18 protein-coding genes are annotated in these 15,228 nt (G+C 68.1%); 2 read left to right on the plus strand and 16 right to left on the minus strand.

The window, feature by feature from the left end:
* The first annotated feature begins 13 nt into the window (after positions 1-13).
* Positions 14-550 carry a DUF3152 domain-containing protein gene (locus tag ACQP03_RS07585; RefSeq protein WP_433460686.1) on the plus strand — a complete coding sequence of 179 codons (537 nt, stop codon included), beginning with the start codon at positions 14-16 and terminating at the stop codon, positions 548-550.
* Here ACQP03_RS07585 and ACQP03_RS07590 read toward each other — a convergent pair.
* Together ACQP03_RS07590 and ACQP03_RS07595 are read right to left on the minus strand one after the other, a co-directional pair.
* Positions 547-1,281, minus strand: a complete 735-nt coding sequence (locus tag ACQP03_RS07590; protein ID WP_433460687.1) for a hypothetical protein — start codon at positions 1,279-1,281, stop codon at positions 547-549. The two genes, ACQP03_RS07585 and ACQP03_RS07590, sit on opposite strands and share 4 nt — an antisense overlap.
* A gap of 2 nt (positions 1,282-1,283) precedes the next feature.
* Positions 1,284-2,405: a DUF5047 domain-containing protein gene (locus ACQP03_RS07595; protein WP_433460688.1), complete on the minus strand. Its 1,122-nt coding sequence runs from the start codon at positions 2,403-2,405 to the stop codon at positions 1,284-1,286.
* A gap of 26 nt (positions 2,406-2,431) precedes the next feature.
* Between ACQP03_RS07595 and ACQP03_RS07600 the strand changes: the two genes are divergently transcribed.
* Entirely contained in the window at positions 2,432-2,659 is a 228-nt protein-coding gene (locus ACQP03_RS07600) for a hypothetical protein (RefSeq protein ID WP_433460689.1), read from the plus strand.
* Positions 2,660-2,673: 14 nt separating this feature from the next.
* On the opposite strand, the gene ACQP03_RS07605 is transcribed toward ACQP03_RS07600, so the two are convergent.
* The 14 genes from ACQP03_RS07605 to ACQP03_RS07670 all read right to left on the minus strand — a co-directional run bounded on the left by ACQP03_RS07605 (position 2,674) and on the right by ACQP03_RS07670 (position 15,219).
* A complete protein-coding gene (locus ACQP03_RS07605; protein WP_433460690.1) occupies positions 2,674-4,086 on the minus strand; it encodes a hypothetical protein in 1,413 nt (470 codons plus the stop codon).
* Positions 4,087-4,103: 17 nt separating this feature from the next.
* The gene (locus ACQP03_RS07610) at positions 4,104-5,120 is read right to left on the minus strand and encodes a hypothetical protein (protein ID WP_433460691.1); all 1,017 of its coding nucleotides are present in this window, start codon (positions 5,118-5,120) and stop codon (positions 4,104-4,106) included.
* Positions 5,121-5,123: 3 nt separating this feature from the next.
* Entirely contained in the window at positions 5,124-8,789 is a 3,666-nt protein-coding gene (locus tag ACQP03_RS07615) for a hypothetical protein (RefSeq protein WP_433460692.1), read from the minus strand.
* A 33-nt stretch (positions 8,790-8,822) separates the two neighbouring features.
* Complete coding sequence (locus ACQP03_RS07620; RefSeq protein WP_357130680.1) at positions 8,823-9,131, minus strand: hypothetical protein; 309 nt, start codon at positions 9,129-9,131, stop codon at positions 8,823-8,825.
* A gap of 101 nt (positions 9,132-9,232) precedes the next feature.
* Positions 9,233-9,790, minus strand: a complete 558-nt coding sequence (locus ACQP03_RS07625) for a hypothetical protein (protein ID WP_357130678.1) — start codon at positions 9,788-9,790, stop codon at positions 9,233-9,235.
* Positions 9,787-9,996: a hypothetical protein gene (locus ACQP03_RS07630; RefSeq protein ID WP_357130675.1), complete on the minus strand. Its 210-nt coding sequence runs from the start codon at positions 9,994-9,996 to the stop codon at positions 9,787-9,789. Before ACQP03_RS07630 ends, ACQP03_RS07625 begins: the two co-directional genes overlap by 4 nt.
* A gap of 100 nt (positions 9,997-10,096) precedes the next feature.
* A complete protein-coding gene (locus ACQP03_RS07635; RefSeq protein ID WP_357130672.1) occupies positions 10,097-10,594 on the minus strand; it encodes a hypothetical protein in 498 nt (165 codons plus the stop codon).
* On the minus strand, positions 10,591-10,917 hold the full coding sequence (locus ACQP03_RS07640; protein WP_433460693.1) for a hypothetical protein: 327 nt from the start codon (positions 10,915-10,917) through the stop codon (positions 10,591-10,593). The genes ACQP03_RS07635 and ACQP03_RS07640 overlap by 4 nt, the downstream gene beginning before the upstream one ends.
* 28 nt (positions 10,918-10,945) lie before the next feature.
* Positions 10,946-11,269: a hypothetical protein gene (locus ACQP03_RS07645; RefSeq protein WP_357130666.1), complete on the minus strand. Its 324-nt coding sequence runs from the start codon at positions 11,267-11,269 to the stop codon at positions 10,946-10,948.
* Positions 11,262-11,708 (minus strand): hypothetical protein, encoded by a 447-nt coding sequence (locus tag ACQP03_RS07650; RefSeq protein ID WP_433460694.1) that lies wholly within the window; start codon positions 11,706-11,708, stop codon positions 11,262-11,264. The genes ACQP03_RS07645 and ACQP03_RS07650 overlap by 8 nt, the downstream gene beginning before the upstream one ends.
* The gene (locus tag ACQP03_RS07655) at positions 11,701-12,054 is read right to left on the minus strand and encodes a hypothetical protein (protein WP_433460695.1); all 354 of its coding nucleotides are present in this window, start codon (positions 12,052-12,054) and stop codon (positions 11,701-11,703) included. The genes ACQP03_RS07650 and ACQP03_RS07655 overlap by 8 nt, the downstream gene beginning before the upstream one ends.
* 11 nt (positions 12,055-12,065) lie before the next feature.
* Entirely contained in the window at positions 12,066-12,494 is a 429-nt protein-coding gene (locus tag ACQP03_RS07660) for a DUF6093 family protein (protein WP_433460696.1), read from the minus strand.
* Between the two features lie 14 nt (positions 12,495-12,508).
* Entirely contained in the window at positions 12,509-12,919 is a 411-nt protein-coding gene (locus ACQP03_RS07665; protein ID WP_433460697.1) for a hypothetical protein, read from the minus strand.
* A gap of 11 nt (positions 12,920-12,930) precedes the next feature.
* Positions 12,931-15,219: a glycosyl hydrolase family 28-related protein gene (locus tag ACQP03_RS07670; RefSeq protein ID WP_433460698.1), complete on the minus strand. Its 2,289-nt coding sequence runs from the start codon at positions 15,217-15,219 to the stop codon at positions 12,931-12,933.
* Between the last annotated feature and the right edge of the window lie 9 nt (positions 15,220-15,228).

The raw sequence follows: 15,228 nt of genomic DNA on the forward strand, positions 1-15,228 counted from the left end.
CCGGGGGGTGACAGTGAGGCGAGTCGTTGCGATGGGCGTGATAGCCGCACTGCTTGCGGCTGCTGCCGCCGCCGCCTGGCTGAATGTGCTCGCCGGACAACCCGCCGACGCCGCCGAGCAGGCCGTATACAAGCCGCCGGCCGTGGAGATCGACCAAGGGGTCGGCGTCACGCACGCGCAGGTGGCGGCCGAAATAGGGCGGATCGTCAACGACCGCCGTGCCTGGCACGCCGACTTCGATCAGTGGACGCTGCGGATCGTTGAGCCGGGCATCGGCGGCACGCAGGGCCTCGGCGGGCACATCGGCATGGCCTACCGAGACGACCACCTGGCCTTGATCACCGAGGACGCGTGGATGACCCTCGGCCCGAGGTTCGCGAAGGTCGGCGGCACCCTCACCGACCAGCGGGCCTGGATCGTGCTACACGAACTGGGGCACCTACTCGGCCACGCCCACCAGGAATGCCCCGGATCAGGGCCGGCGCCGGTCATGCGAGCCATCAACTACCAGCTCGGCGGGTGCGCCTACAACGTGTGGCCGAACCCTTAGAGCGCGAACACGGCTATTTCCCGCTCGCGGAACGACACCGTCGGGGTGCCCGAGCCGGTGACCGTGTACATCCGGTACTTCATGGTGAACGTGTTCGAGCCCGGGGTAAGGCCGGTGAACAGGTGATGCTTCGACGCGGTGAACGTTTCCGCCTCGTTGACCGGGTTAACGTCATGCCCGACGCCCCACTGCGGGCTGGCGCTGATTACCGTCGCACCGGATACGGCGACGGATGCGTACGCGCCGAGGCCGTCCGGAACCGAGCCAGCCCACGCTGTCTCCACACCGAACATGACCAGGGCTTTGCCGCTGCTGCTGATGTTGACCGTCACGGACGGTCCGGCGCTGACACCGGCGAGGTCGGTGTACACAGGGGTCGGTGCGGTGAGGGTTCCGGTCGAGTTGTCGACGGCGGCGACGATCCGGGAGGACACCAGGCGCAGGGCGGATGCGGCTTCGGGGGTGCCGGGGATGGTGAGCCTGCCGAGGACCGCCCACGAGCCGACGGCGCTGCCTGCGGCGAGGATGCTCACCACGTCGCCGGCCGCCAGCTGGGCGGCTTCGTTGGTGTTGAGGACGGGCAGGTTGTCGACGAGCACGCCAGACACCTCGACCGTGTTCTCCGCTGTGGTCTGGTTCCAGGCGCGGACGATGCCTTGCCGTAGTGCCAGTCCCGTGGTGGGTTGCGGGGCGAGAACCGGGGTCAGGTCGTCGGAGCCGTAGGAAGCCACGCCTACACCTCCCCAAGAAGTACGGCGGCCTGTTCGCGGGTTGACGCCGTGAGGGCGTCGGCGACTGTCAGGGGGATGCTCAGGCGGTCGATGACGTGCAGTTCCGACCGGCCCGGGTAGGTGACGCGGATCGGGTCGTCGGGCTCCAACGCGGGGTTGGGGACGGCCGTCAGATCAACGCTGTAGGGCAAGCCGACCATCCGCGCCAAGGTGGTTGCGGCGGCGGCGCGGGCGCGGGAGACGCTGGTCAGCAGCGGCGAGTTGTAGAAGTAGGGCACCTTCCCGAACGGGCCGCCCCAATAGGTGGGGGACAGGGGGTTGGTGTCGACGACAACAGCACGGGCCGGGTAGGCGGTGTCCGCCCCTTCCCCGGTGGCCACGACGGCGTTGTATGCGCCCTCACGGGTGAGACGCCGGCCCATCTCAACGAGCACCCCGCTGGCCCCGTGGTTGACCTCCCACACGGGGCGGCTGGCGGGGGTGGAGGTACGAATCACGAGGACGCCCCGGTGATCCCACCACCACGTTTTGCCCGCACTGGTGACGACCTCGTTGCAGACGGCGTAGCGGTCTTCCTCGGCGATGACCTGCCTGCCGATCTGATCATCGCGGGCGGCCACGTCGTCCCATTCGATGCTCGCCCACGGGTAGATCTCGGCCACGAGGGCGGTGAGCAGCGCCCCCCGAGTGGTGGCGGCGGGGAAAGGGCGCGGTGCTGTCAGGCGGCCGTCGACGATGCCGGACATGCGGTCACGGGCCGAGATCCGAATGGGTCCTGACGGGGCGTCGTCCTGTTCGGCGGTGTTGATGCGGTGGTATCCCAACGACACCCATTCGGTGGTGCCGTTGCCGAAGGCGATGCCGCGGCGAACGAACACTTCGTTGCCGTAGGGGGCGAGCAGGGAACCCGACCCGGTGGGCCACATGCCGGTGCCGTCGGTGGTGAGTTCGAGGGTGGAGCGAACGTCGGCGGTGCCGTCGAGCTGCACGTCGCCGTCGAGGATGGTGATGGTGGTGCCGTTGGGGTCGACGCCTGTCTGCCCGGGGGTGACGATTCGGGCTTCGAACACGGCCCGGTGGCTGCCCCGGACGGTGCGCAGGAACGCGTCGGTGACCGGGCGCACGGGTACCTCCCCGTACGATCAGTGACGTGACCGATGTCAGCTCGCCGAACCGGCCGACCCGATACGTGGTCGCCGGGGACGTGGTCCGCGAGGCGCACGCCTGCGAGTTCATTGCCGTCGAAACGGCTGAGTCCGTGCTCTACAGGTGCCAGAAGACTTTCGGCGACGGAACAGCGTGCGGATCGATCTCCGACTACTGGCCGGTGGAGGCCACCAGCTTTCGCGTGTATCGGTTGGCCAACGCGCTGGCTTGAACTACTGGACGGCTCTAGCTGACGATCACCTCAGTGCCGTCGCCGATGAGTTCTTGCAGATCCGCCCACGTCGGGTGCGCGGCCAAAACCTCAGCCCACGTCGCGTAAGCATTCAACACCGACTGCCAGGTTGAGGTGGTGCCCACAACGTCCGGGCCAGGTGCCGCGACCTCCGTCAACGGCAGCGAGAACACCCGCCATTCCAGCTCGGCCGTCGGCGGTGTCGCTTCCCGGCTGTCACCGACCAGAACATACCCGCTCGGCACCGCCGAGATCCGGCCCGCGTTAGGCGGCACCTGCACCAGCAGCACGTCACCCGAGGCGAGCAGCAAGTCCAGGCCGGAACGCTCCTTATCGCTGTACGTGTTGACGTCCAACGTCCACTGCCGGGAACCCCGCACATCGGTGACGGCCACCGGCAGCGATCGGCCTTTCACGTCGAACACGCCAGCCCGGGACCGGCGGCCGACGTCCGAGTAGTCCCGCACCACTACCTGCCGGTTCAGGAACGGCCGGGCCAGCGACTTCAACCAAACCCCAGCGGGCGGCGGCACAATCGACCCCGAGAACAGGTTGCCCACCCGGTAGTAGTTCACCGTGTCAGGCGTGAACTCGTAGTCGTCCAAGCGCAGCACGCCAGCGTCGGGCACCATCTCGAACCCGCCGCGCACAGTCGTCCACCGGTTCTGGTCCGTGGACCGCTGCACCGTCAACGTCGGGATCACCGTCAGGCCGTCGTACTGCACCGCCACCGGCAGCGTGTTCGTGTTCCCCGGCGGCAGCAGCGACGCCACCGTCACCGCACCCGACGGATGCGACGCGTCGGTGACCTCGACCTGCCAGTTCAGTGGCGGGGTCAGCCCATCGCGCCACACCTTCGCCCGCAACTGCGACCCGCGGGTCTGGACGTCGAACACGAGGGCGGTGCCTGGCACGTGGGTCTGCCCCGTCGCCGCCGCCTGCAACGTGCTCTCCACGCCGCCCAGAACGCGGATGAGCATCAGGTCGATCGCGCCGGAGGTTTGGATGTGCACCCGGGCCGCGTAGTAGTTCAGGGCGTCGACGAACCGGAAGTCAACCTGGTGGCGCAGGTACAGGCCGGTCGGGCTCACACTGACCTTCGCGAGCATCAGCAGGTCAAAGTCGGCGTAGTCCACGTCCAGGCGATCACGGAACAACGTGTTCAGGGCATTCACCGAATGCTGCGCGACGCTACCGGTGACCGAGTGCTGGGCGGCGGTGCCGTCGGTCACCGACCACACCTGGCCCGTGTCGGCGGTACCCCACCCGGCGGACACGGTGCGGCCGAAAGCGTCGGTGGCGCGCAGACCAGACAGGTTGATCCGCACCCGCGACAGGACCGGGTCGTACACCAGCGGGCCCGTCGTCGGCGGGGCCAGCGGAATACTGCCAGCGGGAATCGGCACAGCTCACCGCCTTCCGGTCACGTGAGCTGGGTCCAGCCGGTGTTGCCCGTGCCGGAGCCCTTCACCCACAACTGCCCATTCGACCCGTCCGTGCGCATGTACAGCGACCCCACCGGCGCCGTCACCACCGACTGCGGGCTGCCACTGCCCGACCGGATCGTCGGCGCGGACGCACCCGTCCCGACATAGATCATCCCGGCCAGGTGCGTACCACCGGCGTTGTCGATCCACCAAATCGGCACCAACCCGGCAGCGTCCGAGTACACGATCACCGAGTTCTCCCACTTGCCGGTGATCCGCACCGCCTGCTGCAACTGGTTCGCGCCCGAGGCGTTCGAGATCGTCACGCCGATGGTCTGCTTGCCCGTCGGCGCCGCGTTCGGCACCAGATCCACATGCAGGCCCTGAAGCGACGCCGCCACGTCCGCCTGAAGCCGGAAGTGCCCACCCCACAGATTGCCGCCCGCAGCACCCGACGGCGCGGTCACGTCGCCGATGAACAGCCCCGCCTCGCCCGGACCGCGGTGCACGATGCTCGCCCAGTGCGCGTCGATGTTCCCGTCGCCCGTCTTCGTGGCCGTGCCGCCGAACATCTTGCTGTACAGGATGCTCGGGGTGCTTGCGCCGGACGCGTCGTCCCAGCTGTCCACCGCGTACACCGAATCCCAGTAGCCGTACCGGTACGGCCGGCCCGGCTCCCACTGCGGATCCACCACGGCGAACGGGCCGTCGAAGCGGGCGTTGTTGTCCGCGTCGACCGGCCACACCGGGCCGTCCTCGCCGACGCGCACCCACACCCGGTCAGCGCCGTCGGGGAACCAAAACGGCGGCAACTGGCCGTAGCTGTCGGTGATGACCTGCGAGTTGAGGATCGCCCCACCCGGCGTGGAACTACCGTCGTAGGTGCGAATGTCCGCGAGGACCGTCCCGGCGGCGTTCGCGTACACCACTGCGGTCGCCTCCGCAGCCGGCGTGCCGTCCTCGAAGTGCTGCGCCTGGCGGGAGCCCGCATCCGGGCCAATCAGCCGAGCCATGCTCTACCTCCCCGCCCCGGCGCCCACACGCCGTTTCAAATCCCGGTCGCGGTCGCGGACAACCCGCACGATGCGGCCTTCCAACTGCTGGCCGTCGATCTCCACATAGACGTGGGTGTCGCCTTGGCTGACCTGCACCTGGCTACCGCCACCGGACTGCTGGTAGGGCTGCCCGGTGATCGCCGAGCGGGGCACCACGGCCATGCCGTGCCACTCCATGGCCCGCCGGCCGATGCTGATTGCCCGGTCCCGGTCGCCGACCTTCGGGATGAACGCCTCACCCTGCGTTTCGGGTTCGGCGATCATGTACCGGCCGGGGTTGCGGGGCGTGAACACGGCCGCTTCCCGCAGCAACCCTGTCGCCGCCTTCGCGTACGGGCCTTCGTGAACGCCGCCCCACCGGTCCCGGCGTATGGTGCCGCCGGGAACCTTCAGGTCGCCGCTGCTGGTCCACCGCACCGAACCCTCGACGTAGATTTTCTGATTCTTCAGTTCATCGATCTTCGCCTTGAGGACGGCGATGGCCGCTTTCGCCTCTTGGACGTCAGCCCTGAACGGAACCGTCTTGCTGGGCGGCACCGTCTTCACCACAAAGTTGAAGTCCTCCACTTGCTTCTTCGCCGCCGCAGCCCCCGGCGCCGACACTGCTGTCTGCTTCAGCGGTGGCATCTTCGCGAACGTGTCCAACAGCACGTCGATTTCGGTGTCTGTCAGGCCCGTCTGGTCGAGCACCTTTCGAAGCGCGTCAATGTGCCCGTCGTAGGCGGCGGTCGCGTCCTGGATCGACTGTGTCTCGTCGTACCGTTTCTGAGCGGCGTCGGCGGCGGCCTGCGCGGCCTTTCCGACAGCGATCCGGTTCTCGATAGCTGCCCGCGAGTTCCCGGAGACCGTGTCCTTGTTCCGCTTGAACGCCTCACGCACATCATCGATGGCGTCGATGGCGGACAGGGCGGCCTCGTCGGCGTCCAACTGGACGCCGTTGAGGGTTTGCCACGCCCGCGTGTACGACCCCATCGTGGTGAGGGCGTCTTCCATGCTGCCGTTGAGCAACTGCTGTTTCGCCCCGACCGACCCGGCGGCCATGTCGGCGTCCTTCAACGCCTGCTCGTAGGCGGGGAACAATTTGATCAGCTCGTCGGCGTTCATGCCCGACTCGGACAAGATCCGATTCCACGCCTCGAACGACGCCGTCTTGCCGGAGGTTTCCACCAGCCGGGCCAGCGACTCGTCCAGCGCCTTCACGTTCTCGGCTCCGCCGGTCCACGATCCGCCCCAGAACACCTCGTTCAGCTCACGCGCACCCGGCATGATCGACTCGATGGCGCGGCCCAACTTCGGGAACCACGAGTCCGACGCGGCGTTCACGTCCTGGCCCACGTCGCCCAGGTTGTCACCGAAAATGCGGGTGGCCTCGCCGGTGACCTTGCCGCTGACCGCGTACTCCTGCAACGCCTTCGTCAACCGCTCCACATCGGGCGCGGCAGCACGGAACTGGTCGAACACCACACCGGCTGCCTGCAAGGCGATGAACGCGCCAGCCGCCCGACCAGCCCACTTCGTGGTGGACTCCAACCCGCGCCCGGCCACAGCACCCGCCGGACCGAGCCCGCCGAGCTTGCCGCTGAACTTACCCACGGCGTCCTGCGCCCGACCAAACACCGTCACCACACGGCTACCCAGAATGGTCAGGGCGGCCCCGGCAAGGATCACCGCCTGCACCCCGTCCGGCAGGTGGCTGAACAGTTCGGCCAGCTCGCCGACCGTCTGCGCGCCCACCTTCAACACGTCGAAAAAGAGTTCCACGGCGGCGCGGGTACCCGGGTCAGCCAGGGTCTCACCGAGGGTTTCCCCGAGCACCAGCAGCACCTCAACGGTGCCCTTGATCGCCGCATTTCCGGTGGCGACGATGCCCTCCACCGAGCGCATGTCGTGCGCTTCGTCGTTGAACTTCGCCACCGCGTCAGCCATGTCCCGCAGCAGCATGGAGCCCTGCCGCATGCCGCCGATCCGCCCCACAAGGACGAACACCTCACGTGTCAGATCAAGCAGCGCGTCAGCCTGCTCGGCGGCGTCAGCGAAGAACGCCTCCAGGTTGCCGTTACGGGCCGACCGGTCCACCCACGCGTTGAAGTCGTCCACGTACTGCAACAGTGAGTCACCGAAGGCGTCCACAAACGGGGCGCTGCCCGTGAACAGGTGCGCGAGTGCCTGACCTGTCGCCGGGATCCGGGCATTCACCTTGTCGAAGAACCGGTCCGACGACGCCAGCGCCGCATCCAGGCCGGTCAGGAACCGCTTGTCCCGGCCCAGGCGCAGCACCTGCGTGAACGTGTCGTTCCACGTGTCACCGAACCGGATGACCTGCTTGCGGGCGAACGGCAACGCCACCTGCGCGGTGTCCCGCAACTCCGTGTTCAGGCCGGCGAATACCCGATCCTGGGCGAGCTGCTGCAACCCCACCAGTTGGGGCTTGATCCGGGCGATCTCGTCCACGAACAGTTTCGCGTTCTTCGACAGCTTGTCGTAGGCGGTGGCCGCTGCGGCGGCACCACCTGACGCGCCGCCGCCGGCCGCTGCTGCCGACTCCCGCGCGGCAGCCAACGCGTCGGTGGCGTCAATGACTGCTTCGGCGGCGTCCTGCTGCCGGCGCAGGGCGGACTGCACCTGCTCCGATCCTTCAACACCGGCTTTCGCCGCCGCCGACTGATCCTCGCGCAGATCCTTCGCCCGAACCGACACCTCCGTCATCGACTGAACGGCCTCGTCGTACGCCAACTCCGCCCGCCGCATGTCACCCTCAGGCACCAGGCCGGGCGATTCGGCGTTGACCTCCCGCAGGTGGTTCAGTTCGGCCTGCGCCTCTTCCAGCGACAGGGCAGCCTCACGCTCATCCAACGCGACCCGGCCGAGGGCGATGCGCATGTCCCGCAGTTCGCGGGTGGCTTCCCGGCGGGCCCGGTTCACATCCAGTTGGGCTAGCCGGGACTCACGCTGGGCATGAGCCAATCCACGTTCGGCGGAGGCGATAGCGCGTGCGTTCGCCGCGCTGTTGTCCCTACCACCGCCACCGCCGCCCCCACCCCCGCCGCCGCCACGGGCGGGAGGGTTGAACACCTCCCCGATCGCCGACCCGACACCCACCCCGCCGAGGGCGAGCGTGGCGAGCGATGCCGCAGCACCAGCGGCCAGACCGGGAATCGCGGCGAGACTCCCGCCGATCGCCGTCAAGACCGGCGGGACACCCTGCAACGCGGCCGAAGCGGCCGAAGCGCCGCCAGCAAGGATGAGGAACGCCCGGCCACCCGAAGACACCGACCCGAGAGAACCGGCGACACCGCGGCTTGCTGAAGAACCCAGCCGCCGCCCTTCGGAGGCGAACCGCCCGTCTGCCGAACGCAGCCGACCCAACGCGTCACGAGTGAAACTGTCACCGAACACCCGACCGCCAGCCTGCCCGGCTGCCGCGAACCGGCCCCGGGCCTTACGTAGCCTGCCGTCGGCCCCGCGCACCAGACCGTCACCGAGTCGCCGTCCGGCATCATCGCCCGCCCTGCCGAGGGCGCTGACCTCCGCCTGGGTGGCTTTGGCTTCGTCGCGCATGCGGCGGACCTCGGTCGCCCCGTCGCGCATGTCCCGCTTGAACTTGGCGAGTTCGGCGACGAACTGCACCGCGATCCGCCGCACCCCGCCACCCCCGCCCGATCAGATGGCGTTGCTGGGTTTCGGGGAGCCCCGGCGCACGCGCACCACCCTCGGGATGAGGGCGCGCTTGTCCTCCGGGTCAGGCTTGTGCAGGCGCATAGCCGTGGTGACCGCGCATTCGGCGGGAGTGATCGGCCAGTAGATCCACTGGGCGCGCGGGTTGTTGCGGTCGGCGTCCTTCGACTGGCACACCTCGGACGGGCCGCCGCAGTGGGGGCACACGTCAGCGTCATATTCGGCCAGCGCGAGCATCCACCCGCGCTGCTGCTCATCCCACGCCGACTCCACCCACTCCGTGGAGCGCACCATATTGCCGTCGGTGTCGTACTCGTATTCGGTGACCCGCTCGGGGGTCCACCCGTCGAATTCGCGCAGCGTGATGTGCTGCCGTCTCGCGGCACGTACCCGAGCTAGGAGGCCCGGGTCTGCCGTGAGACGGCGAACGAGTTTGGGACGTCAACCTTGCGGACGTTCAGGGCGAGCGCCGTGTTTTGCAACTGGGCGAACTGCCATTCCGTGATCCGCTCATCGAGCAGATCTGCCCACGTCTCATCGTCCAGGTCGTCGGGGCTGTACGTGCTGGCCCGGATCAGGGCGACCATGAACGTGTCGACGTTGTAGCCCAACTGCTGGTCTTCGTCGTTGTCCTTACGCGGCGGATGCTGCTTGATCAGCTCAGCCCACACCTTGCGGGACAGGGCGCGCATGCGGAACACGATGGTGTCGGCGCGCATCTGGTCCTGCACGGCGGTGATCTGCTCACCGATGGCCTTCACGGCAGCGTCACCGGCAAGGCGCTTGTCCTTCGCCGCCGCCATTTCGGCGTCCGCCAACTGGCGGTGCAGATCCTCCCACTCGGCTTGCAGGTCACCGCGCAGGCAGATGTCGACAGTGCGTTCGGGGAGTTTCGCCGCCGCCAGCCGGTCCTTCGTGCTCGGCGGTGGTGCCGCCTTGGTGGCTCTGGTCACGACAGTCCCTCCACCGCTCGCACGATCGCGTCCGGAAGTTCGGTCCGCACGGACTCGGGCATGAGTACCAAGCCCAGTACCGGACGGTTGTTCTCCCACGTGATGCGCAAACTGTCCGCTCTCACGGCAGCAGAGATGTCGACGCCGTTGACGATCAGGCGGTATTCACCGCGCTCGCCAAGGGGTGCAATCACGATATTTGACATGGTCAGCCCTTTTCGTTCAGCCCTTGGACATGGTTGAAGGCGGTGTGGGCTAAGGGCTGAAGAAAGCCCACACCGCCAGATCAGGGGAGTCGCGGGAGGGTTAGACGACGACGGCGTCTTGCACGACCGGGCCGGTGATGAACGGCTTCTGCGTCACCGTCAGCACCGAGTTCGACGTGCCCGGGTTCTTGCGCCGCCAGCCCATCTTCGCCGGGTAGACATCGACGATGTCCCCCGTGGCAACGGCCTGGTCGAACGGCACACCCACGCGAGCCACGAAGAAGCCCGTCGTCAGCCGCGTCAGGGCGAGGTACAGCTCGTTGTCCGCCGGGGAGTCCGGGTTGTGCACGTACGACACGTTCAGGCTGTGCTGAAGGCGTCCCGGCTGCTCGTACGTCGACACGGAGCACAGGCGCTCATCGGCGACAGTCTGCTCATCCGTTTCGGGCGACCAGCCCTCGGCGGTCAGGTAGCACGACGCGTCGATGACGGACCCGGAGGTCAGTTCGGCGACGGTTGGGTGTTCGGGGTCCGCGAGGACAGGCACCCACCAGACGGCCTGGTTACCGTCCGCAGGCACGCTCGCCGGCTGGGTCATTGCTGCTCCTTGCTGGTGTCAGCCGGCACATCCGCCGGGGTGCTGGGGGTCTTGCGCTGGCGGGTGGAGCGCTCACCACTGTTGGTCTGCTCCCCGTCGGGCACCTGACTGGTGTCGACCTCACCGCCGTCGGAGGTCGCATCCGGGCTGGGGGTCCGGGCTCGCCCGCCCTTCCCGACGAACGGTTTCGCCGGGCGCGGCCCCACCCGGGGGCCCTCGATGTCCGGCCACCGTTCCGGGTCGTTCACCGGCTCCACACCACGACGGCGGGCCAGCGCGCTGGCCTCGATATCGAAGGTGTGGCTCGTTTCGGTGTCGCGCACCCTGATCCACTTCGGCACGGCAGCCCCCTCAGCGCTTCGTCACGATGCGAGTCACGGTCGTCGTCGACGACCACGTCAGATGCGCCAGCCGATCCGCCGGATCCCGGTACACGTCCAGCAGTGGAATCGACCACAACTGGCCCGCCGGGATCGTGAACGCCTTGTCCGGCGCCGCCACCCCGTACGTGGTGTTGCCCGGAACGGCGATCGTCAGCGTGATCGACGACCCGGAGCCGTTGTTGACCAGCAGCGAATAGCCGGAACCGCACTTCGCGGTGTCACCGGAGGCTGCCGCAGCGAGCGCAAGGTTGACACCCTCGTAGGAGGGCGTTCGGACAGGAATCTCAGCCATCGGGGCTCCGTGATGAGTGCAGAGTGAACAGGGCGAACGTGAAGTACGGGGCGTGGCCGTCGGGGGTGCGTGCCTGCTCGTCCCGCTGTGGTTGTGGTGGCCCGGCGGCTTCCGGCTGCTGGGTGATCAGCGAGCAGCGTCGGCCCTCGATGACGGGTCGTCGGCGGTGCAACATGGCGGACGCCCGATCTAGGGCCGTGATCGCCTCGCGGGGATCACGGCCCACCGCCGTCAACTGGGTGGTGGTGGTGACCTCACCGCCGTACCCGTTCAACGTGACCGTCGGCCGGGTGGCGGGGGGTGGCCACAGGATCAGGTGCGGATACTCAAGCGGCCCGTCCACCTCGTCGACCTGGCCGATGAACAGCCGGTACGGGAGCGGTTCGAGTAGGCCCGCCAGCCCTTGGGTGTGCGCCCAGCCAACATCGGTGTCAGCCATCGAGAACCCGCCCGACGATCAGTTCAGCGCGGGCGTAAAATTCGGGCTCGACGGCGTTCGCAGCCCGATCCATAAACGGGTTCGGCGCTTGGCGGCTCGTCCCGTTATGCACCCAGGCGTCGTACCGGACATCAGGCCCGGTTTCGCCGGTGATCGTGTTCGCGCCCGACCCGCCGTCAAAGTCCTCAGTGATCGACGACTTCAGGCGGCCCGTGCGTACTGGCGCACCAGCCCGCCCCAACAGCCCGGTCCGCTTGGTCGCCCAATGCACCATGTCGTGGGCGTCACGGCCGAGTTTGTCGCCGCCGCCGTCCATGTCGTCGGCCAGTCGGTCAAAGTCGTCCACCGCTCACCCCCTCACCGGGTGGTGGGCTGCCTCAACTGGCAGGTCAGGTCCCGCTGCCACGAGATGGACGACCCGGACACGGCGGTCACCGACAGGCCACGGCCCACAAGGTCAGGGTTCGTGGCAGTCGCCGTCAGCGTCACCTGGTCGTTGGCCTGATACACCACCGAGCCCACGGGCAGAGTGATCCGCACGTCGGCCAGCGGGGTGGTGGTGTCGGCTACGACCGGCTGCCCGGCGGCCGACAGGTACTGGTAGCGGCACGGACCCTCGTACAGCAGCTCCGGCGGCGGGTACACGTTCTTGCCTGCCTGGTCGTCCCACAACGCCTGCTGCGCGGGCCGCTCCACCCGGCACTCGGCGGTGGCCTGCCGCTCCGCTACCGGCCGGTGATGCTCCTCGAACCTGGGGTGAATCAGTCGAGTGTTCGGTAGCGGCATGTCAGCACCGCCTGTCACAGGTACGAGTCGCCCCACAAGACGGGAGCCGGAAAAGCGTACAGAGGTAGCAGCCCCTGAGTGGGGTCGAGGCCGCCGTCGGATCGGTCCTTGGCTGCCTGCTCACGCAACGCTTTCGCCTGCGCTCGAAGTTCGGCGGCCACCGCCGGCCCGTCAGTGGACAAATCCTGCGTGCTGATCTTCTTCGAAATCAGCACCTCGGACCGGGCGATGACCTCCAGAGCCGCCGCAGCCGCCAGCTTGACCGTGCCACCCTCCAACGTCAGCAGACCGTCAAGCTGCTCATCGCTGAACAGTTGGTCCGCCGGCACCGTGGAGGTATCCGCGATCAGCAGCCGCAGCATGCCGATCGGCTGGGTGAGGTCATCGCCGGGGACAAGATCGTCACCGCCAGCGGGTATCGGCATGGGGCCGCCTCCTACCGGGTGAACCAGTTGGTGCCGTTGGTGTAAACCGCGGCCCGCGCATAGGCGGTGTTGAGGACGATGCTGGCCGCGCCGTCGATGGTGCCGGCGGTCGGCGTGACCGTGATCGTGCGGGTGCCGTCGCACAGCCCCGTCTCGTCCTTGACCGTGAACTCCTGCCCTGCCGGGAGGCTCGGCCCCTGCGCCGGGAGGGTCACCACCCGGGCGGCGGTCAGCGACGTGTACGCCACCACCGAGTCGGCCGTGGTGACCGTGGTGGGGGTGTCGGCGACCGCCCGGCGGCTGCGGGCGAACCCGCCCGCCGCTTGCAGGCGCAGATCGGTGTACACGCCGGTGACCGTGTTCGGGTTGAAGCTGTTCCCGGAGGTGGAGGCGATGCGCGGCAGGCTGATGATGGTCCGCAGGCAGAACGGCGGACCCACGGAGAAGATGTCGTTGTTGCTGCCGTTGTACGCCACGTTGATCGCGACGAGATGGCAGGGTGTGCCCGCTCCGGCGCCGGTCACCGAAATGTAGACGTTGCCGCGCGCCGTGTTGGAGCTGTTCAGGTCGATGCCCATGAGGGTCAGCGGCGACGAGTGGACGTGGCGCATGACGACGCCGTCTTCGGCGTTGAACGTGCGGACCTGCACGTCGGAGATCGTCGTTGACGGGCCGGCGGTGCCGCCGACTTGGAAGTCGTAGAACATGCCCGGGTTCTCGGACCTGATGCCGGTGATTTTCGCTTCCTGCGACACAACCCGGTACCGCTTGTAGTCGACGACGTTGGTGCTGAAGTCGCCGCCATGCATGGCGAGGAAGCCACCGTCGGCGTACACCCCAGCGAACGACTCGTATACCGACAGCCCGTACGCCCAGTGGTCGAGGATGTCCGCGCTCACCGAGTTGCCAACCGCCACACCTGCGCGGGCCGCACGGGACACCACGCACGCCGACACGGTCGACTGCGCGACGTCCAGGTCGGGGGAGCCGGGGTGGTCGGTGGCGATGCTGATGCCGTTGAGCATCCGCGCCGCCGACGCCGGCTGGATCCGCCCCGCCAGCGCGGCGTTGGTAAACGCGGTGGGGACTGGGTCGGCGATCGTCGCCGTGTACGTGACCACAGCATCCCCGGCGGTGTGCGTTGTCGCGGTCAGGTCGGGGCCGCGCCCACGGGACACCGTCAGGGTGGTGGTGGTGCCGCCAGCGGACACGTACATCCGCTCGGTGCCAACGCGGATGGTGAAGCCGCTGGACGGCGTACCCGACAGCGGCGCCGACAGAGTGATGGTGTTCGCGGTGGTCGTGGTGACATCCGCCGCGAGAGTGCCGGAGATGATGCCCACCGACTGGATCGCGGTCACCAACGGCTCCGGCAGGTTCAAGACGATACTGCCGCCGACGTCCCCGGCCGCGAACGCCGCCTGCGCCGAGTAGAGGGTGGTGCTGCCGGCCGTGCACGCGAGGTCGAACGCCCGCCGGTAGCTGCCGTTGCAGGACACGTTGAGGTGGTCGAACAGGAAGCCGTGCACCGAGCCGACGTCGCCGATGGTGGTGACGTGCACGGCGTGCTGGATCCGGGCCGTGCCGATCACCTGAAACGACAGATCCTGGATGCTGCCGAGGTTGCACGACTCCATGCGCAGCAGCTCGGTCGCGGTCGCCGTGCTCGTGCGGATCCGCGACCCGTTGCCGCCTCCCCGCAACGTGACGTTGATGCGGTTGCTGACCGTCAAAACCGCCCCGTTGACGTCCACCTGATTACACAGGTACGTGCCCGCAGGGAAGTAGATCGTTCCGCCGCCCACCTGGTTGCCCTGCGGTGCCTTCAACTCGGCGATGGCCGCCCGGATCGCGAGGGTGTCATCAACGATGCCGTTACCAACCGCCCCATAGTCTTTGACGTTGACCCAGTAGTCGCCTTTGCTGGCCTTACCGCCCAATGCGGACTCAACGTCGGCGACCCGCTGGGCTTGCACGTCAAGTCGTTGGTCGGCGTCGCAGAAAACGCGGTACAGGCCGCCCGGGTTGGCGTTCGTGCCGACCTGCACGTACACCCAGTCGTTGCCGACGCCGAGGTCCCACACCGCCGGCCACATGCTGTCGGCTTGAACGGTCAAGGTGTTCGTGCCCAAGGGCGGGCCGGGAACATCCGGGGTGTCAGGCAGGTAGTCGCCCAACTGGACCGGGTCGGTGCCGTCCGCGTCATACCAGAAACGGGCGATGCGACCGGACGCTTGGAACCTGCCGGTCGCCTGATCCCACACGGCGCGGGTGTTCGGGTCGGAGTAGCGGTACGGCACTGACCCTCC

The sequence above is a fragment of the Micromonospora sp. CA-248212 genome (assembly GCF_050948405.1).
Lineage (GTDB): Bacteria > Actinomycetota > Actinomycetes > Mycobacteriales > Micromonosporaceae > Micromonospora.

What these genes read in the sequence shown, in the direction of transcription:
- ACQP03_RS07610 (WP_433460691.1), bottom strand. Translation starts at nt 5,120, where the DNA reads ATGGCTCGGCTGATTGGCCCGGATGCGGGCTCCCGCCAGGCGCAGCAC.
- ACQP03_RS07620 (WP_357130680.1), bottom strand. Translation starts at nt 9,131, where the DNA reads ATGGTGCGCTCCACGGAGTGGGTGGAGTCGGCGTGGGATGAGCAGCAG.
- ACQP03_RS07630 (WP_357130675.1), bottom strand. Translation starts at nt 9,996, where the DNA reads ATGTCAAATATCGTGATTGCACCCCTTGGCGAGCGCGGTGAATACCGC.
- ACQP03_RS07635 (WP_357130672.1), bottom strand. Translation starts at nt 10,594, where the DNA reads ATGACCCAGCCGGCGAGCGTGCCTGCGGACGGTAACCAGGCCGTCTGG.
- ACQP03_RS07645 (WP_357130666.1), bottom strand. Translation starts at nt 11,269, where the DNA reads ATGGCTGAGATTCCTGTCCGAACGCCCTCCTACGAGGGTGTCAACCTT.
- ACQP03_RS07650 (WP_433460694.1), bottom strand. Translation starts at nt 11,708, where the DNA reads ATGGCTGACACCGATGTTGGCTGGGCGCACACCCAAGGGCTGGCGGGC.
- ACQP03_RS07660 (WP_433460696.1), bottom strand. Translation starts at nt 12,494, where the DNA reads ATGCCGCTACCGAACACTCGACTGATTCACCCCAGGTTCGAGGAGCAT.
- ACQP03_RS07665 (WP_433460697.1), bottom strand. Translation starts at nt 12,919, where the DNA reads ATGCCGATACCCGCTGGCGGTGACGATCTTGTCCCCGGCGATGACCTC.